General features: G+C 62.4%; 17 protein-coding genes. 13 read left to right on the top strand and 4 right to left on the bottom strand.

Annotated features, from left to right (window positions below; all coding sequences use genetic code 11):
- The first annotated feature begins 202 nt into the window (after positions 1–202).
- From fliF to fliR, 13 genes are all read left to right on the top strand, one after another.
- Positions 203–2,038, top strand: coding sequence for a flagellar basal-body MS-ring/collar protein FliF (gene fliF / locus ACWHY3_RS09645; RefSeq protein WP_448128120.1), 1,836 nt, complete (start codon positions 203–205; stop codon positions 2,036–2,038).
- A complete protein-coding gene (gene fliG / locus ACWHY3_RS09650) occupies positions 2,035–3,033 on the top strand; it encodes a flagellar motor switch protein FliG (RefSeq protein ID WP_448128121.1) in 999 nt (332 codons plus the stop codon). The genes fliF and fliG overlap by 4 nt, the downstream gene beginning before the upstream one ends.
- The gene (locus tag ACWHY3_RS09655) at positions 3,020–3,943 is read left to right on the top strand and encodes a flagellar assembly protein FliH (protein WP_448128122.1); all 924 of its coding nucleotides are present in this window, start codon (positions 3,020–3,022) and stop codon (positions 3,941–3,943) included. Before fliG ends, ACWHY3_RS09655 begins: the two co-directional genes overlap by 14 nt.
- Positions 3,933–5,354: a flagellar protein export ATPase FliI gene (gene fliI / locus ACWHY3_RS09660; protein ID WP_448128123.1), complete on the top strand. Its 1,422-nt coding sequence runs from the start codon at positions 3,933–3,935 to the stop codon at positions 5,352–5,354. The genes ACWHY3_RS09655 and fliI overlap by 11 nt, the downstream gene beginning before the upstream one ends.
- A gap of 254 nt (positions 5,355–5,608) precedes the next feature.
- A complete protein-coding gene (fliJ, locus tag ACWHY3_RS09665; protein WP_256961265.1) occupies positions 5,609–6,058 on the top strand; it encodes a flagellar export protein FliJ in 450 nt (149 codons plus the stop codon).
- Between the two features lie 80 nt (positions 6,059–6,138).
- Positions 6,139–7,587 carry a flagellar hook-length control protein FliK gene (locus tag ACWHY3_RS09670; protein ID WP_448126416.1) on the top strand — a complete coding sequence of 483 codons (1,449 nt, stop codon included), beginning with the start codon at positions 6,139–6,141 and terminating at the stop codon, positions 7,585–7,587.
- A gap of 481 nt (positions 7,588–8,068) precedes the next feature.
- A complete protein-coding gene (gene fliL, locus ACWHY3_RS09675; protein WP_332779305.1) occupies positions 8,069–8,539 on the top strand; it encodes a flagellar basal body-associated protein FliL in 471 nt (156 codons plus the stop codon).
- Positions 8,540–8,557: 18 nt separating this feature from the next.
- Complete coding sequence (fliM, locus tag ACWHY3_RS09680; RefSeq protein ID WP_087719451.1) at positions 8,558–9,568, top strand: flagellar motor switch protein FliM; 1,011 nt, start codon at positions 8,558–8,560, stop codon at positions 9,566–9,568.
- On the top strand, positions 9,561–10,070 hold the full coding sequence (fliN, locus tag ACWHY3_RS09685; protein WP_448126417.1) for a flagellar motor switch protein FliN: 510 nt from the start codon (positions 9,561–9,563) through the stop codon (positions 10,068–10,070). Before fliM ends, fliN begins: the two co-directional genes overlap by 8 nt.
- Positions 10,067–10,510, top strand: coding sequence for a flagellar biosynthetic protein FliO (gene fliO, locus ACWHY3_RS09690; protein WP_071231252.1), 444 nt, complete (start codon positions 10,067–10,069; stop codon positions 10,508–10,510). Before fliN ends, fliO begins: the two co-directional genes overlap by 4 nt.
- 38 nt (positions 10,511–10,548) lie before the next feature.
- Positions 10,549–11,280, top strand: coding sequence for a flagellar type III secretion system pore protein FliP (gene fliP / locus ACWHY3_RS09695; RefSeq protein WP_373419416.1), 732 nt, complete (start codon positions 10,549–10,551; stop codon positions 11,278–11,280).
- A 59-nt stretch (positions 11,281–11,339) separates the two neighbouring features.
- On the top strand, positions 11,340–11,609 hold the full coding sequence (gene fliQ / locus ACWHY3_RS09700; protein ID WP_087719452.1) for a flagellar biosynthesis protein FliQ: 270 nt from the start codon (positions 11,340–11,342) through the stop codon (positions 11,607–11,609).
- A gap of 16 nt (positions 11,610–11,625) precedes the next feature.
- Positions 11,626–12,417: a flagellar biosynthetic protein FliR gene (fliR, locus tag ACWHY3_RS09705; protein ID WP_087719453.1), complete on the top strand. Its 792-nt coding sequence runs from the start codon at positions 11,626–11,628 to the stop codon at positions 12,415–12,417.
- Positions 12,418–12,609: 192 nt separating this feature from the next.
- On the opposite strand, the gene flgL is transcribed toward fliR, so the two are convergent.
- The 4 genes from flgL to ACWHY3_RS09725 form a co-directional block, all read right to left on the bottom strand.
- Positions 12,610–13,824: a flagellar hook-associated protein FlgL gene (gene flgL / locus ACWHY3_RS09710; protein ID WP_303856098.1), complete on the bottom strand. Its 1,215-nt coding sequence runs from the start codon at positions 13,822–13,824 to the stop codon at positions 12,610–12,612.
- Positions 13,825–13,893: 69 nt separating this feature from the next.
- The gene (flgK, locus tag ACWHY3_RS09715) at positions 13,894–15,528 is read right to left on the bottom strand and encodes a flagellar hook-associated protein FlgK (protein ID WP_448126418.1); all 1,635 of its coding nucleotides are present in this window, start codon (positions 15,526–15,528) and stop codon (positions 13,894–13,896) included.
- A gap of 127 nt (positions 15,529–15,655) precedes the next feature.
- The gene (gene flgJ, locus ACWHY3_RS09720; RefSeq protein WP_448126419.1) at positions 15,656–16,744 is read right to left on the bottom strand and encodes a flagellar assembly peptidoglycan hydrolase FlgJ; all 1,089 of its coding nucleotides are present in this window, start codon (positions 16,742–16,744) and stop codon (positions 15,656–15,658) included.
- On the bottom strand, positions 16,744–17,883 hold the full coding sequence (locus ACWHY3_RS09725; RefSeq protein WP_448126420.1) for a flagellar basal body P-ring protein FlgI: 1,140 nt from the start codon (positions 17,881–17,883) through the stop codon (positions 16,744–16,746). The genes flgJ and ACWHY3_RS09725 overlap by 1 nt, the downstream gene beginning before the upstream one ends.
- Between the last annotated feature and the right edge of the window lie 4 nt (positions 17,884–17,887).

Below are 17,887 nucleotides of genomic sequence, written 5' to 3' on the forward strand. Positions count from 1 at the left end.
ATGCGCGTGAAAACATCGGCTTTTCCCACCTTCGCCATTAACGTACCGACACATAATGGCTGCCATCAAACTAACGCCCCGGCCAGGGCCGCATCGGACTGACTCTCCGAGCGTGTCGAGGCACGGATGAGCAGACGCGTTGCAGGGAGCAGACTACTGCTATGTTGTCGAGTCGCACCACGTGCCATGAGCGGAGTCCGACATGAGCACGGCCACGTCGTCCAACGACGCTCAGAGTTCAACCAACGCATCCGCCCGGAATCCGAATCGGCAAGCCGCTTCGGCGGCGACGTCCGGCGGTCGCGACTGGTTGAACAAGTTGCAACAGAACCCCCGTATCCCGCTGATCGTAGCCGGCGCTGCTGCCGTGGCTATCGTCATTGCCCTGCTGCTATGGGCCCGCAGCCCGGAATATCGCGTTCTCTATTCGACGCTGACCGACGCCGACGGCGGACGAATCATCACCCAGCTCGATACCATGGGCATCCCCTACGAGTTCAGCGAGGGCGGCCAGGCCCTGCTCGTTCCGGCCGATCAGGTCCGCCAGACTCGTCTCCGGCTGGCCGAACAGGGGCTGCCCGAAGCCAGCGGCGTCGGCTTCGAGCTGATGGATGACCAGGCATTCGGCATCAGCCAGTTCGCCGAACAGGTCAACTACCAGCGCGCTCTGGAGGGCGAACTGGCCCGCACCATCGGCACGCTGGGCAGCGTCGAGCGGGCCCGCGTTCACCTCGCCATGGCCAAGCCGTCCGTCTTCGTCCGCGAGAGCGAACCCGCCTCCGCCTCCGTCGTCCTCGACCTGCAGCCGGGTCGGGTACTGGGCGAAGGCCAAGTCAATGCCATCGTCCACATGGTCTCCAGCAGCGTGCCGCAACTGGCCGTCGACGACGTTACCGTCATCGATCAGAACGGCGATCTGCTGAGCCGCTCCAACCGCAACACCAACCAGCTGGATGGCAGCCAGCTCGATTACGTCAATAATCTCGAGGACCAGTACGCCCAGCGCATCGAGGCGATCCTGGCGCCGATCGTCGGCGCCAAGAACGTACGCGCGCAGGTCACCGCGCAAATCGACTTCTCCCAACGGGAACAGACCGCGGAGCGTTACGGCCCTAACCAGGCGCCGAACGAGGCTGCCGTGCGCAGCGAACAGAGCAGCTCGTCGTACCAGCGCAATGGCGACCTCGCCATGGGCGTACCAGGCGCACTGAGCAATCAGCCGCCGGGCGTTGCCGCCTCCCCGATCAATGCGCCGGATACCCAAGCCCAGACCGATGGGGCCGACAACGCCGGTAACGCTAATAATGCCGACAACCAGAACGCGGATACGCAGGGCGCCGCCACCGAGACCGCTGACACCACCGAGACCGGCCGGGTACGTCACGACAGTACCGTCAACTATGAAGTCGACCGCACCGTCGAGCACATCAAGCAGCACAGTGGCGACATCGAGCGCCTGTCGGCAGCCATTGTCGTCAACTATCGCGAAGGAGTCGACGAGGACGGCAACCCGACCCGTGTCGCCCTGAGCGATACGGAAATGGAGCAGATTCGTGGTCTGGTGCGCCAGGCGATGGGCTTCTCGACGGCTCGTGGCGATGCGCTCGAGGTCGTCAACAGCCCATTCCAGATCGATGCACAGAATTTCGACGCCCTGCCCTGGTGGCAGACGCCGGAAGTCTGGAGTCTCGGCAAGAGCGTACTGAAGTATCTCGTCGTCGCCCTGGTCGCCCTGTTCCTGTGGTTCAAGGTGGTGAAACCGCTCCTGCGTCGCCAGACCGCAGAGCCCGCTCCCGCGCCGGTGGCGGCACCGACACCCGCCACCGGCGCGGCAGCCTCCGCCGCTGGCGCTGCGAGTTATCAGGCAGTCAGTGACAGCGGTCCCGGCGACGACGTGCACGCTGACGGCTCGAGACGTGAACGCAGCCGTCGCGGCGCCTCGAGCTACGAGCAGGATCTCAAGGAAGTTCGTGAAATCGCCCAGGAAGATCCCCGCCTGGTCGCCATGGTCGTCAGAAGCTGGATGGACAAATCATGACGGTGGAAATGACTGGCGCTCGACGCGGCGCCATCCTGTTGCTCTCCCTGGATGAAGACAGCGCAGCGGAAGTCTTCAAGTTTCTCTCCAGCCGAGAAGTGCAGGATCTCAGCCAGGAAATGGCCAAGCTCGGCCAGGTCTCTCATCAGGAGATGGCGGCGGTATTACGCGACTTCTACGAGGAAGCCGAGCAGTTTACGGCCATCAATCTGCACTCCAGCGATCACATCCGCGCGGTTCTGACCAAGGCACTGGGCAGCGAACGCGCCAGCAGCCTGATCGAGGACATTCTCGAGACCAGCAATACGGCGTCGGGCATCGACTCGTTGAATCTGATGGAAGCGTCGATGGTCGCCGAAATGATCCGCGACGAGCACCCGCAGATCATCGCCACGATTCTGGTCCATCTGGAGCGCTCTCAGGCCGCCGATATTCTCGAACTGTTCGGCGACAAGCTGCGCGAAGACGTCATGCTGCGCATCGCCACCTTCAGCGGCGTACAGCCGGCAGCGCTGCAAGAGCTTACCGAGGTACTCTCTTCAATGCTGGATGGTACCAACCTGAAGCGCAGCAAGATGGGCGGCGTAAGAACAGCGGCAGAGATTCTCAACCTGATGAACTCCTCCCAAGAAGAACAGGTTATCGAAGTGGTTCGCGCGCACAGCGAGGACCTGGCGCAACGCATCATCGACGAGATGTTCCTGTTCGAGAACCTGCTGGATATCGACGATCGCGGCATCCAGATGATTCTGCGCGAAGTCGAGACCAACTCTCTGGTGATTGCACTGCGCGGTGCCGAAGAGGCGCTGGTCGACAAATTCACTCGCAACATGTCCCAGCGCGCGGCACAGCTGATGCTCGAGGACATGGAGAACCGAGGGCCGGTTCGCCTATCGCAGGTCGAAAACGAACAGAAGGCGATTCTGGCCGTCGTACGGCGTCTGGCGGATTCCGGCGAAATCGCCTTGACGGGTGGCGACGATGGCTACGTCTGATCGCGGCAATCGGACCGAGTCTGACCGTGTCGAATGGCACCGCTGGCAGATGGAAGAGCTCGCGCGCGCGCCGTCCCCGGCTCCCGGTCAATCCGCCGCAGACGCCGAAGCGCAGCGTCGTCGCCGGCAACGGGAAGACGCCGAGGAAAAGGCGCGCCGAGCGATCGCCGAAAAGGCCCGGCAACAGGGTTTCGAGAGCGGCTACAGCGAAGGGCACGAGCAAGGCTATCAGGCGGGTTACCAGGAAGGTCTCGAAGCGGCCAATGCTGCCGCCGAACTGGAATTCAACAAGCGCCTGGACATGACGCTACGCCCCCTTGCCGAGCTGGCCGACAATTTTCGTCAGGCATTGGCGACGCTGGATACCGAAGTCGCCGATCAACTGGTCGAACTGGCGCTGATCACAGGCCGCCAACTGGCGGGCGAGTCGCTGGCCGCAAACCCCGAACACATTCTGAGCGTCGTGCGCGAGCTGCTCGATGCCGACACCACCCTGAACGGCAAGCCCCGTCTGTGGCTGCATCCGGATGATCTCGAGCTGGTAACGACCACCATGGGCGATGCACTCGAGGCCAGCGGCTGGGAGTGTCACGCCGACCCCACGCTCGAGCGCGGCGGCTGCCATGTCACCAGTGCCGCCGGCGGACTCGACGCCAGCCTGAGCACCCAGTGGAAGGCGATTCTCGACCAGCGGCGTCAACGCAAGACGACGTCGAGCGGCCAACCGGCAGAGCCTGAATCTCAGGACGGCGGGCTCGAGTCCGGCCATGACCGCTCCAGCCATGGTGGCTCGGAGCAAGAAGGTGCCGATCACAGCGGTAAGGATCACAAAGGTCCGGGTCACGAGAGTTCTGATGGCGAAAGTTCCGGTGGCGAGAGTTCCGGTGGCGAGAGCTCCGATGACGAGTGACGCCACAGAGTCCTCGATCTCATCGGGGACCTCCCAGCACCACCAGCATTGGCGTCAAGTGCTGGGCAAGATCAGCCATCGCGTCGAATCGCTCTCCCATTACCGCCACGAAGGCCGGGTGACTCGCGCCACGGGGCTAGTGCTGGAAGCCATCGGAATCCGCCTTCCGCTTGGCAGTGCCTGCCTGATCGAACTCTCCCCCGGCAACGGCCACGATGACGAACGCTATGCCGAGGCGGAGGTGGTCGGGTTTGCCGGGGACAAGCTGTTCCTGATGCCATTGGCAGACACCAGCGGCCTGTTGCCGGGCGCCCGGGTACTCGCGCTCAGCGGCAACCGCCTGGACATCGCCAGCGCCAGGCGCTTCCCGCTGGGCGACGGGCTGCTGGGCCGCGTCGTCGACGGTAACGGCCGGCCACTCGACGACCACGGCCCGCTCGAGCAGGCACCCCACGCCCCGCTGGACACGCCGCCGATCAACCCGTTGGCCCGTGCGCCCATCGATACCGCCATCGACGTGGGCATCCGTGCCATCAACGGGCTGCTCACCGTGGGCCGCGGCCAGCGCATGGGCCTGTTCGCCGGCTCCGGAGTCGGCAAGAGTGTGCTGCTGGGCATGATGGCGCGCTTCACCAATGCCGATGTCATCGTCGTCGGCCTGATCGGTGAACGGGGGCGCGAAGTTCAGGACTTCATCGAAAACATTCTGGGCGACGAGGGCCTGGCCCGAGCCGTGGTGGTTGCCGCCCCGGCCGATACCTCGCCCCTGCAACGCATGCAAGGCGCGGCCTACGCGACGCGGCTGGCGGAAGACTTTCGTGATCAGGGGCGTAACGTGCTGTTGATCATGGATTCGCTGACCCGCTACGCCATGGCGGCTCGCGAGATCGCGCTGGCCGTCGGCGAGCCGCCGGCAACCAAGGGCTACCCCCCCTCCGTCTTCGCCAAACTCCCGGCGCTGGTGGAGCGGGCCGGCAACGGCAAGCGCGGCGGTGGCTCGATCACCGCCTTCTATACCGTGCTGACGGAAGGCGACGATCAGCAGGATCCGATCGCCGACTCCGCCCGCGCGATTCTCGACGGCCACATCGTGCTTTCACGACAGCTGGCGGAGAGCGGCCACTACCCGGCCATCGATATCGAGGCCTCGATCAGTCGTGCGATGCCGGCGGTGGTCGATACCAAGCGCCTGCGCCAGGCGCAAGGCTTCAAGCAGATGATCTCGCGCTACCAGCGCAACCGCGACCTGATCAACGTTGGCGCTTACATCAGCGGCCAGGACCCCCAGCTGGATCGCGCAGTCGCGCTCTATCCACGACTCGAGGCCTTCCTGCAACAGCGTATGAACGAGATCGCCGAACTGGCTCCTACCCAGGCCGATCTCGATAGACTCATACCGATCGACGACTGACCTTCCGCCGCCCCCTCGAGTGGCAAATCGGCGCGCGCTGTTCCGGAATAGTGGCATTTTTCATCGCTTATCAATCCTTTGACGGGACGGCCCGAGCGCCACAATGGCAATCGGTGGATTGTCCCGGTGGATTGTCCCGGTGGATTGTCCCGGTGGATTGCCCCGGTGGATTGCCCCGGTGGATTGCCCCGGTGGATCGCCTCGGTGAATCGCCCCCGGTCGACGGACGGATAGGAGGTAACGCTTTGGCCAACATGCACGCCATGCAGATGCTTCGTGATCTGGCGCAGCGCAGCAGCGACAAGGCTGTCGAGAACCTGGGCCACCTGCAGCGTCAACAGCAGGAGGCTCAGAATCAGCTCGGGCAGCTGCAGCGTTATCGTGACGAGTACCAGCGCAAGCTCCACGACAGTCTGACCCGGGGTGTCTCATCGAGCCAATGGCGGGACTATCAACAGTTCATCGCCTCTCTCGACAAGGCGATCGAACAGCAACAGCGACGGCTCGGCGAGCACCAGACCCGCGTCGAGAACGGCAAGCAGCACTGGCAGGGCGAACGCCGAAAACTCAACGCCTACGACACGCTGCATACACGCAGCCAGCATGAAGCGGCCCGCCACCAGGCTCGTCACGAGCAACGTCACAGCGACGAAATGGCGGCGCAGTTACGCCGCCGTCAGCAAGACGCCGGGCACCAGTGGTAATACCGAAACACTGAATGGAAGCCCTGCTCAGCAGCACCGATTAGAAGCTCTATCCGATAACGAAACTGGCGGCGTAGTCCATGGAACTTTCCTCTCTCACCAGCGTGACCTCATCCTCGACGCGTGGCGCCAATACCGGGAACAGCGCGTCCAAGGAAACGGCCAGCGCGCCCTTCGCCGATGTCATGCAGCGGGCCGCAGGGGCAGAAAAACCCCAGCGATCCGCAGCCGGCGGCAGTTCAGCGTCGCAGGCAACGAACACCACCGAGCGGTCGAATACGCAAGAAGCCGATGACGCGTCGTCGGCCCTCGCCTCGAGCCGCCAAGCGACAAAGGATTCGCAGGCAGCGGATGCCGAATCCGACGCCACTCGACAGACGAGCGAGGACGCGCGCGAGATTCTGCAAGCCCTGGAAGAGGGAGACATGGCAGGGCTTCACGCCGTCCTGGCCAGCCTCGAAGGCAAGACCGACGGCAAGGCGACATCGAACGCCAAGGCGAGCGATAGCGACGCAGGGCCGATCGACGCGGAAGATCTTGCCGCCATCATCGCCGCGCTTCCGCTGACGACGGGCGCGCAACCAGCCGGTAACGCTTCGGCGGCTGCCGCCGGCAATGGCGCCGCGACACTCGGTGCCGGACAATCTACCTTGCAGCAGATGACCCTGACGGCCAGCGACGCCGCGCGAAGTGTGGCCGCGATGCTGTCCGGCAAGGTGTCGGATGACAGCGAGCAGCCCGGCGCCTCGACTCGCGTCAATGCGACCTCCGAACAGCCCGGGCTCAGCGAACTGCTCTCGGCGATCGAAGGAAACCGTAGCGGCAATCCAACATCGACCTCGTCCTCGGGGCTGCTGGCCGCCGCCGGCCAGGTTCTGTCCCAATCCCCGTCAACGGGAGACCCTGCCGGTGCAGCGCTGACGAACGCGCTCGCAGACGCCCTGTCGGCATCCGGCGCGGAACGTGACGGACTGGATAGCGCCCTCTTCACGAGCCCGCGGCCCGATGGCGGATCTCTGACACATCTGGCGTCGCCGCTATCGAACGGCACGGGGTTGGCATCGGCAGCCGCGGTGACCAACGGCGCCATCTCGACCCCGGTTCAGTCACCGCAATGGCCCGCCTCCTTCGGCCAGCAAATCCTGCAGATGCATCAGCGCGGTGATCAGCAGATGTCGCTACGCCTTCATCCTCAGGAGCTCGGTCCGCTGAGCGTATCACTGACGGTACAGGACCAGCAGGCACAGCTTCAGATTCTCTCTGCCCACGCCCCGGTTCGGGCTGCCGTCGAGGCCGCGATTCCCCAGCTCCGCCAGGCGCTCGCTGACAGCGGCATCGCCCTGGGTGAAGCGATGGTCGGCGACCAGGGGCAGTTCCAGCAAGGCCAGTCATCGGACGACGATCGCCCGCGTGGCACGTCGAGCGCCTCCGGCCCGCTGCTTGCCGCATCGGGAGTCGATACGAGCGATGACGCCACCCTGCGCCAGGTTGCCCTCACCCCAAATGGCAACATCAGCCTTTACGCCTAGGATCTATTGACGTTTCATGCACGGCCGCGCCGGAGCCAGTTTTTGTGCGGGGCAAGGCGTGAGGAGCGTTGTTTGGTCGTTCCAAATGAACGACGAATAACGCAGCACCGTGCAAAAACTGGCCCGGCCCTTCGGGTTGCGCGACAAATGGCGCCATGCGGCGTTGCGGGATTGGAAAAGGGAACCACCCTTCTCTGCATCCCGCGCCTGGCCTGGCGCCATTTGGCGCAGCAACGCGGTTCGCGCTGAAACGTCAACAGATCCTAATCAGCACTGCCGATAACACGGATAGCGGCGGGCACTCCCGCCGCGACATCAAGTCATGCGGCGCCGTTCGCGATTGGCACGCCTTCATCTTCCGATCCCGGCGCATGAAAGGGGAAGTTAGCAGACCGGAAGGCGTCTTTTCCGTCGATCGCGACACCCTCTAGCACCGCATAATCCGCTGCAACTTTCAGAGATCACCGTAATGGCAGAATCAATGGCCGCATCCCGTAAAAGCCGCTCCCTCTTGTTGATAGGGCTACTGATCGTCCTGCTGGCGGTGGCCAGTTCGGTCGCCGTGTACTTCTTCCTCGACGCCCGCGACGGCAGCGAGGCGACCGAGGTCGTCGATGACGAGCCGGTCGAAGCGCCGGTGCCGATTTTCGTGACCATCAACCCCTTCACCGTCAATTTGCAGAGCGATTACGGCGACCGCCTGCTCTACGTCGGGCTGTCGCTGCGCGTCGGCGACGAGGCGACCAGCACGTTCCTCACTCAGCACATGCCCGAGGTTCGCAGCCGGCTGCTGATGCTACTATCCGGCAAGAGCGCCGAAGAGTTGATCAAGCCCGAAGGCAAGGTCCAGCTGAAGCAGCAGATTCTCGACTTGTTCAACGAGCCGATCACCACGCCGCAGCCCACGTTATCCATCGACGACGTGCTGTTCTCCGATTTCATCGTGCAGTAAGCGGACGCCAGGCCAATCATGTCCCAAGACGATTTGCTGTCGCAGGAAGAGATCGACGCCCTTCTCAACGGTGTCAGCGGCGATACCGACGCGCCCGCCAAAGCGCCCGAGAGTAACCGTCGCGACGCGCGCCCGTTCGACCCGGCCAACCAGCACCGGGTCATCCGTGAGCGTCTGCAGGCGCTGGATATCATCAACGAGCGGTTCGCGCGTCTCTTCCGGGTGGCCCTGTTCAACCTGATTCGACGCAGCGCCGATATCACGGTCGCCGGCGTGCGCTACCAGAGCTACAGCGAGTTCGCGCGCAACCTGCCGGTACCGACCAACCTGAACCTGATCAGCCTCAAGCCGCTCAAGGGCACCGCCCTGCTGGTGTTCCCGCCGGGTCTGGTCTTCATGGTGGTGGACAACCTGTTCGGCGGTGATGGCCGGTTTTTGACCAAATCCGACGGTCGCGAATTCACCGCCACCGAACAGCGAATCATCCAGCGGCTATTGTCGCTGGCGCTGGAGGGTTACAGCGACGCCTGGAAATCGATCTATCCCGTGGACGTCGATTACATGCGTTCCGAAATGCAGGTGCGCTTCGCCAACATCACCAATTCGCCGAACGAGATCGTCGTCAACAGTACGTTCCATCTCGAGGTCGGCAACCTGACCAGCGACTTCAACATCTGCATTCCCTTTTCCATGATCGAACCGATCCGGGACATTCTGTCCAGCCCGATCGGAACGCTCGACAGCGACGATACCCAGTGGGAGTCGCGCATGGCCGGCGAGATCAAGCAGACCCAGGTCGAATTGATCGCCGATTTTGCCGAGATACCCTCGACCATCGGTGACGTGATGACACTGAAGGTCGGCGACATTCTCCCCTTCGATCTCCCCAAAGCCATCGACGTGCGTGTCGACGGTGTACCGGTCATGGCCTGTGAATACGGGACCCGGCAAGGTCAACGCGCGCTACGGGTGAAGCATCTTATTGACCATGGTACGTACTCCGCCATGAAGGACTTCGACAATGAGTGATGATCAAAAACCGGGATCCCAGAAGGGAGCTTCCGATACGGCCAGCGACAACAACCAGGATGCCGACGATCTTTGGGCAGCGGCCATGGCGGAACAGGGTGTCGAGCCTGAAGCCGACGAGTCCGAAACGATCGAGGAAGCGACCAAGCCCACCGCCACGGCGGGTTCCGGCGAGGCACAATCGGCGGAAGCCGGCGTTTTCCAGTCCTTCGATCAAGGCAGCGGCAACACTCGCGAGGCTCGGGATCTGGCCGTCGTCATGGATATCCCGGTCAAGCTCTCGGTCGAGCTGGGCCGAACGCGCATCACCATCAAGCAACTGCTCGAACTGGCCCAGGGCTCGGTCGTGGAGCTGGACGGACTGGCCGGTGAACCGATGGACATCATGATCAACGGCTATCTCGTCGCCCAGGGCGAAGTCGTCGTCGTGGATGACAAATACGGCATCCGCATCACCGAGATCGTCACGCCGTCCGAACGCGTCCAGAAACTGAATCGATGAACGACGATACGCTACAGCAGGCGGCGCAGACCACGGCCGGCAGCGGCGACAGCATCGGCCTTCTGATGATGGGCAAGACGGCAATGTCGTTGCTGATCGTCGTGGCGATCATCCTGGCCTGCGCCTGGCTGCTGAAGCGTATCGGTCCTAACCGTCGTGCCGGAACGCAGCATCTGCGTGTCGTGGCCAGTACGCCGGTCGGGCAACGCGAGCGCGTGGTCATCGTCGAGGTCGATGATCGCTGGCTGGTTCTGGGCGTCGGTGGCGGTCAGGTAACCAAGCTGGACAGCATGACCCCGCCCCCCAATACGCCTGTCGCCTCTGGGTCGGCACCCTTGAGCGGCTCCTTTGCCAGTCGCCTGGGTCAAGCCCTCAAACAGAATGCGAGTGACTCGCTCAAGCGCCAAAAGCCCAGGCGGGACAACGGGGTCGACAACTAGTGGCTATTGCGGCTAATTCCAGATTGCGTGGCGTCGTCGTGGGGTTGGGCGCCCTGGCGGCGTTGACGGCCAGCCAGTGGGCGGTGGCGCAGGCGATTCCCGGCATTGTCAGCGAGCCGATGGCGGACGGCGGTCAGCGCTGGTCGCTGAGCCTGCAGACGCTGCTCTTTTTGTCTTCGCTCGCCTTTCTGCCGGCGATGCTGCTGATGATGACCTGCTTTACCCGGATCATCATCGTGCTGGGGCTGTTGCGTACCGCCATGAGCACGCCCTCGGCGCCGCCGACGCAGGTTCTGCTCGGGCTCGCGCTGTTTCTGACGTATTTCGTCATGTCGCCGGTACTCGACCGGGCCTATGAAGAAGCCTGGCAACCGTTCTCGGCCGAAGAAATTTCGATGGAGGAAGCGCTGGAGCGAGGCAGCCGGCCATTCCGCGAGTTCATGTTCGCCCAGACCCGGCAGGCCGATCTGGCAATGTTCGCCCGCATCGCCGACGTCGGCGAGATGCAGGGTCCCGAAGACGTGCCGATGCGTATCCTGGTGCCAGCCTATGTCACCAGTGAATTGAAGACGGCCTTCCAGATCGGCTTCACGATCTTCATCCCGTTTCTGATCATCGACCTGGTCGTCGCCAGCGTACTGATGGCTTTGGGGATGATAATGGTGCCACCGGCCACGATCTCGTTGCCGTTCAAGCTGATGCTTTTCGTGCTGGTCGATGGTTGGCAGCTTCTGATCGGCTCGCTGACCCAAAGTTTCTATTTCTCGTGAGTCGCACAGACACGAACCGTGTCGTCAGCCCCCGCTTCGCGACCGCATGGAGGTAAGCAATGTCTCCCGAAATGGTAATGAGCATGGCCTACCAGGGTATGAAAGTGACCCTGATGATAGCCGCCCCGCTACTGCTGACCGCGCTACTGGTCGGCCTTCTGGTCAGTCTTTTCCAGGCGGCGACCCAGATCAACGAAATGACGCTGACGTTCATTCCCAAGATCCTGGGCGTCTTCGCCATGCTGATCCTCTCCGGCGCCTGGATGATTCAATTACTGGTCAACTTCACCCGGGAACTGCTGCAGAACATTCCCCAGATGGTGAGCTGACCCGTCAGCGCGATCGATGATTGATATTACCTCCGCGCAATGGGAGAGCTGGATACGGCTCTTCTTCTGGCCCACGGTTCGCATTCTTGCCTTCTTCATGGCGTCACCGCTGTGGAGCTTGCCGAGCGTACCAACGCCGGTAAAGGCGCTGCTTGGGGCCGCAATCGCTGTGGCCATCGCGCCTGCCCTGCCACCGATGCCGGCGATTCCTCTGTTCTCGCTGGCAAGCTTCGGCATCATGCTTCAGCAGATCCTTATCGGTATCGCCATGGGCCTGGTGCTGCGGATCATGATCGCCGTGGTGCAGACTGCCGGCGAGTTCATCAGCATGCAGATGGGCCTCGGGTTCGCGACCTTCTTTCAGCCGGATGCCGGCACCAATACGATGGTGCTGTCACGCCTGCTGGAGCTTTTGACGCTGCTGATGTTCCTGGCGATGGACGGACATCTGATCACCATCGAAATTCTCGCCTGGACCTTCGAGGTGCTGCCCATCGGTTCGACCTCGATCGATGCCACCTTCGCCGAGACGCTGGCCCGCTGGGGCGGCACCATCTTCTCCTCCGGCCTGCTGATGGCGATTCCCATCGTCACCGCGCTGCTGCTGATCAATCTCTCACTGGGCATTCTCAATCGCGCATCGCCACAGCTCTCGATCTTTTCGGTGGGCTTCCCGATGACACTGACCGCTGGCCTGGTGCTGATTACCGCACTGATTCCGGATATGGGAGGCTTCTGGAGCGATCTGTTCGAGCAGCAGCTTCGTTTCATGCAGGGCATGATCGAACAGATGGCCGGCACGCCCTGACCTGACATCGCAACGGGAATCGATCTCGACCCGAGCCCCTCTCCAATTCGCCAATCGACAGCTCAACCAAACAAAAGGGGCGCATCCTGCAGGATGCGCCCCTTTGACTTCGAACTGGGCCGTTAACGGCCCGATACGTTGGCGGTTGAAACCCGACGCCGCGTCAGGTCGAAAGTCGCGCCAGGTCGAACATCACATCAAGTCGAACAACGAAGTCCCCTGCAAATCGACGAAGGCCTTCTGCGACGCCTGCAACCCCACCTGCCGCAGGACATAGTCCGAAATGGCGGTGGTGTAATCCAGATCGATCAGATCGCTCTGGGTCTGGGTGTAACTGATCTTGCGATCGCTACCCACGGTATCGAGCGTGTCCAGTTCGTTCAGTCGTGCACCGACGGAAGCGCGCACGGTCAGCACGTTGTCCAGCGCGTTATCCAGCTCCCGGCTGGAGGTCGATAGCGTATTGGCGAATGCCGCCTTGTCGGCCTCGGAATCCAGAGGATTCTCGAGGGCAGAGAGCATGTTCTCCAACGTCGCAAAAACGTCGGGATCCATATCCTCAGCTGGTCCAACTTCTAGCACGTCACCCGGCTCCGGTGTACCCTCAAGCGTCAACTTGATACCGGCAAACTCGATCGACTGGCCTGCCGCGTAATCACCATTAGAGACCTCATCACCTGTTGTCGAGTCGGTTACCTGATAAGTCGTTGGCTCTACTGTAGTATCGAAGGTAACGGTATAACCTTCTCCATAACCCGGGGCAGTCGTATCCGCCACCTGAGGACCGGTGAAAGTCAGCGTTCCGCTGTTGGTGTCACCCGCCTTCGCCAAGTAACCCGCGCCTGCCGCCACCGACTGGAAGACGTCTTTCCCGGTATTACCCACTTCCATCATTCGCGACGAATCGACCTTCTGCTGGCGAACCTGGTCGGAGCCCTCGTACTCCACGGCACCAGAGTCATTCTTGCCGAAGGGCGCGGAACTATCCTTGTAACCGCCGAAGAGATAACTTCCGTTACCGTCGGTAGAGTTGGCCTGCCCCAACAGCGCCTCGTAGACGCCGCGCAGCTCCGACGCCTGGGACTGGCGATCGGCGTCGCTCAGCGTGCCATTGCCGGCCTGGATCATGAGCTCCTTGGCCCGGGTCAAAGCGTCAGAAACACTGTCGAGAACGCTCTCTGCCTGACTCAGCGAATTGCGCACCGTTACCCGGCTGTCGCTCTGCTGGGCATTGGTGGCCAACGATTGCGATACTCCGACCGCCCGCGATGCAGCCTGTGGGTCATCGGAAGGACGCACCACACGCTTGCCGGAAGCGATCTGCTCGCCAACTTCCATGAAAGCGCCCTGCTGGCGGTTCATCGAGCTGACACTGCGCTCGAACATCATCACGGTGCTGACACGCACGGCTCTCTCCTCGACGGCGCCCGATCAGGCGCACTCAATGATTATTCAAAAACGGCGCTTCGACAGCTCTCAAGCGCGCAGCCCCAAAATCGTATCCAGGATGGTCGAACCGGCTTCGATGACCTTGGCATTGGCAGAGTAGTACTGCTGATACCGCATCAGGTTGGCGTACTCTTCGTCCAGGTTCACGCCTGAATCGGCCTGCTGGTAGGCGTAAAGCTGATCGCTCAACCCTTGCTGGGTCGTGAGGTTGGCATCGGTAATCGCCGCCCGGTTGCCGACATCGCTGACCAGCGACGCGTAGCCGCCACTGAAGGTCGCGACGCCACCAACCAGCGTCTTATTCTGCAGGTCGAGTAATTCCAGGGCGTTGGTATTATTACCCGTGCCGCTGTTCTCGGTACCAGCCGCAGCGATCTGGCTAGCATCGATCGGTGCCAGATCGAACCCGGCGGCCGCATTGCGAGTCGGCTGTAGCGTGAAGACGTCGCCTTCAACCGGGGGCGGGGTACCGGGAGTCAGCGTCACCCCGCCGAAGGACAGATTGCCATCAGCATCCGGAGAGACATCCTCGAGCTTCTCGCCGCTGCTCAGGTTCTCGACCTCGAGGGAGCCATCCGCCTGATAGGTCAGCTGATAGTCGTCAGCCGTCAACTGGCTGATGTCGCCATACTCGGCAATCATCGAACCACTGCCTGCGTTATTGGCACTGCCAATGACGGTCGGGCTACCAATCTCGAAAAACGCCACGCCGGGATCACCGTTGACATCCACGCCAGCCTCATGCTGGTCATTGAATTTATTTGCCAGTGTCACCGCCAACTGACCGATCTGGTTCTGGACGCTGTCGAGGGTTTCGCTGCGAAAGCTCATCAGCCCACCCAATTCACCGCCTTGAATGACGGACTCCTTGAGCGGCGAACGCGAGCCGGCGCCATCTTCGTAGGCGATCGTGATATTGGAAGGATCTTCATCGCTCTTGACGGCGACGAGATCGAAGGACTTGTTGCCGGCGACCAGCGGCGTGCCGTTGGATAGCGATACCTGGTAGGTCGAACCATCCTGGACCTGCACGTTGACGTCCACCAGCTCACCGAGATCGCTGACCAGCTTGTCGCGCTGGTCCAGCAGCGCGTTGGGCTCTTCGCCGCTTCTGGCACGGGCCAGCGTCACCTGCTTGTTGAGATCGGCAATCTGGTTGCTGAGATCGTTGACCTGGGTGACCACGTCACCGATCTGGCCGTTGATGCCTTCACGCATGTCGCTGAGATAGCCATCGTAAGCACGGAACTGTGCGACCATGCTGCGAGCGCTGCCCAATACCCCTTCGCGCGCCGCTGCGTCCGAGGGCGCACCGGTCAGATCCTCGAGGCTGGAGAAGAAATTCTGCATCAGCGTGGTCAAGCCGGAATCGCTGTCCGCCAGCAGGTCATCGATCTGATTGACTTGGCTCTGGTAGGTTTCCAGGGCCGACTCGCGGGTATTGACCTGATTGAGCTGCGAACTGATATAGCTGTTGTACTGGCGCTGGATGCCGTCGACGCTGACGCCGGACCCGCCACCCTCGCCGCTGCTGTTCTGTCCCAACAGCGTCAACTGTCGGCTATAGCCATCGGTGTAGACGTTGCTGATGTTGTTGCTGGTCGTCGACAACGCATTCTGCGCCGCGCTCAAACCGCTAAGGCCAATCGAAAACAGGCTCATATCGCTATCCCGTGAAACGCCATGACGATGCTGGCGATGTCCGTGCAAGGTTATGATTTCTATCGGCCGCGAGAGCCGCTTCTTGACCCCTTCAGGCAGCGATTTCGCAACCAATTGTTACCGCCGATCAGAAAATCGCCGTGGGCAGGTCGTCAGGGCCGAACGAGTTGCCGGCATTATTCGCTGCCGCCAGCAGATCGCGACCCGCCGAGGATTCGAGCGAGCCCAACTGCGCCATGATGCCGCGAAGCTTCTCGGCATAGCGTGGATCCGTGGCGTAACCGCCCTGCTGCAACGCCTGAGCCGCCTGGTCGGGTGTCGAAGCCGCCACGACCCCCTGGTAGCGAGGGTTGTCGCCGATCAATTTGGCGTAATCGTTGAAGGCGTCGGTATAGGAGTCATAGACGCGGAAGCGATCGACCATCTTGACCGGTCGTCCGTCGACATACTCGGTAGTGGTAATATTCGTGGTGTCGCCCTGCCAGGACTGGCCGGCCTTGATGCCAAAGAGATTGTGGCTGTTGCCGCCGCTGGCCGTGGGAATTTCCCGTTGACCCCAGCCGGTTTCGAGCGCAGCCTGGGCCAGAATCAGCTCGGCCGGCACGCCCGAGGACTGTTCCGCCTGCTTGGCCGACCCTGCCAGACTGTCGAGGAAGGCGCGAACGTGCGCCGGACGATCGTCGGCCTCGTCTGCCATCAATGCCGATGTCGATGACGATGTCGATGACGAGCCGTTGGCCGTGGCAGCGCTGGCGCCGGCGATCTCATGTCGTGGCAGATCCGGCGCAAATCCCGGCGTGCGAAGGCCACCATGCAACAGCCGTGGCGTACCCCGCGGAATGCCGGCGATCAGGGCTGAGGCATCGTCGCCCGTAGCGCCCGAGGCGGCGGGCAGTGCCGAGGTGCCCGGCAAGCCGCTACCCTCGAGCTGCGCGACCAGCTGATCGGCAAGCCCCAACCCTTTGCCCGCCAGCTGCTGCGCCCACTGCTGATCCTGCATCGAGCGCATCATGTCCATCTGATTGCTCTGTAGTAGGCCGGACTGGGGGCTGGCATCGCGCATGCTCTTGAGCATCATCTGCAGAAACACGGCCTCGAACTGGCGCGATGCCTCCCTGAGACTCCCCTGCGGCGAGTTGGCCGCACTGTACTTGAGCTTCTGCACGCTCTGGACGTCGAGCGCAAACTGCCCCGAAAGATCGTTGGTGATCGCCATCAGATGATATCCAGTTCGGCGTTGAGCGATCCCGCAGACTTCAACGCCTGGAGAATCGACATCAGATCCTGGGGAGAAGCGCCCAGTGCGTTCAGCGCGTTGACCACATCCATCAGATCGGCACTGGTCTCAACCATCTGCAGCGCACCGCCCTCCTGCTGTACGGTGATATCGGCGTTGGGAACGACCGTCGTGTTGCCACCAGCCAGCGCATTGGGCTGACTGACCTGCGGATTGGAATCGATGACGATCGACAGGTTGCCGTGGGCCACCGCGGCACGATTGAGCGTGACGGTGTCCGACAGCACCACCGAGCCGGTACGCGCATTGACGATCACCTTGGCCGGGCCACGCTCGGTGGTGACGTTCACCCCCTGCACGCGAGCCAGAAAGGTAACGCGATCATTATCGTTGGCCGGCAGCTTCAACTGCACCGTACGCCCGTCGAGCGCGGCAGCGACCGGCGCGCCGAACTCCTGGTTGATCGCCACGACCATACGTCGCGCGTTCTCGAAATCGGCATTCTTGAGGAACAGGTTCAGCGTGCCACTGGCGTCGCCCAGTCGCATCGGCACTTCCTGCTCGACGAGGCCGCCCCCCGGTATACGGCCGGCGGCCAGATGGTTGACGGAGACACTGCTGCCCGCCGCTTCCGCCCCGGCGCCGCCGACGTAGACGTTGCCCTGAGCCAGCGCGTAGACGCGACCGTCCGCCCCCTTCAGCGGCGTCATCAGCAGCGTGCCGCCGCGCAGGCTATCGGCGTTGCCCATCGACGAGACAGTGACATCGATCTCCTGCCCCTGGCGAGAGAACGGCGGCAACCTGGCCGTCACCATGACCGCCGCCACGTTTCGCAGCTGCATGTTGGTGCCTGCAGGCACCGTGACGCCCAGCTGCGACAGCAGGTTAGTGATGCTCTGCCCCGTGAACGGCGCCTGAGTGGTCTGGTCGCCTGTGCCGTCGAGACCGACCACCAGACCATAGCCGACCAACTGGTTGTCGCGTACGCCGGCAAAATTGGCCAGATCCTGAATGCGCTGCGCCTGAGCGCCCAGGCTGAACAGCAGGATCGCCAGGAACAGAAGCGCTCTGGCCAGCGGCGAGCGACGCGATCGGAATGAACGAAGCGGAGCGGACATAGGC

It is taken from the genome of Salinicola sp. NYA28a, from assembly GCF_976982775.1.

Excerpts from the sequence above, each read along its gene's own strand:
- fliF (WP_448128120.1), top strand. The coding sequence starts at position 203 with ATGAGCACGGCCACGTCGTCCAACGACGCTCAGAGTTCAACCAACGCA.
- fliG (WP_448128121.1), top strand. The coding sequence starts at position 2,035 with ATGACGGTGGAAATGACTGGCGCTCGACGCGGCGCCATCCTGTTGCTC.
- ACWHY3_RS09655 (WP_448128122.1), top strand. The coding sequence starts at position 3,020 with ATGGCTACGTCTGATCGCGGCAATCGGACCGAGTCTGACCGTGTCGAA.
- fliI (WP_448128123.1), top strand. The coding sequence starts at position 3,933 with ATGACGAGTGACGCCACAGAGTCCTCGATCTCATCGGGGACCTCCCAG.
- fliJ (WP_256961265.1), top strand. The coding sequence starts at position 5,609 with ATGCACGCCATGCAGATGCTTCGTGATCTGGCGCAGCGCAGCAGCGAC.
- ACWHY3_RS09670 (WP_448126416.1), top strand. The coding sequence starts at position 6,139 with ATGGAACTTTCCTCTCTCACCAGCGTGACCTCATCCTCGACGCGTGGC.
- fliL (WP_332779305.1), top strand. The coding sequence starts at position 8,069 with ATGGCCGCATCCCGTAAAAGCCGCTCCCTCTTGTTGATAGGGCTACTG.
- fliM (WP_087719451.1), top strand. The coding sequence starts at position 8,558 with ATGTCCCAAGACGATTTGCTGTCGCAGGAAGAGATCGACGCCCTTCTC.
- fliN (WP_448126417.1), top strand. The coding sequence starts at position 9,561 with ATGAGTGATGATCAAAAACCGGGATCCCAGAAGGGAGCTTCCGATACG.
- fliO (WP_071231252.1), top strand. The coding sequence starts at position 10,067 with ATGAACGACGATACGCTACAGCAGGCGGCGCAGACCACGGCCGGCAGC.
- fliQ (WP_087719452.1), top strand. The coding sequence starts at position 11,340 with ATGTCTCCCGAAATGGTAATGAGCATGGCCTACCAGGGTATGAAAGTG.
- fliR (WP_087719453.1), top strand. The coding sequence starts at position 11,626 with ATGATTGATATTACCTCCGCGCAATGGGAGAGCTGGATACGGCTCTTC.
- flgK (WP_448126418.1), bottom strand. The coding sequence starts at position 15,528 with ATGAGCCTGTTTTCGATTGGCCTTAGCGGTTTGAGCGCGGCGCAGAAT.
- flgJ (WP_448126419.1), bottom strand. The coding sequence starts at position 16,744 with ATGGCGATCACCAACGATCTTTCGGGGCAGTTTGCGCTCGACGTCCAG.
- ACWHY3_RS09725 (WP_448126420.1), bottom strand. The coding sequence starts at position 17,883 with ATGTCCGCTCCGCTTCGTTCATTCCGATCGCGTCGCTCGCCGCTGGCC.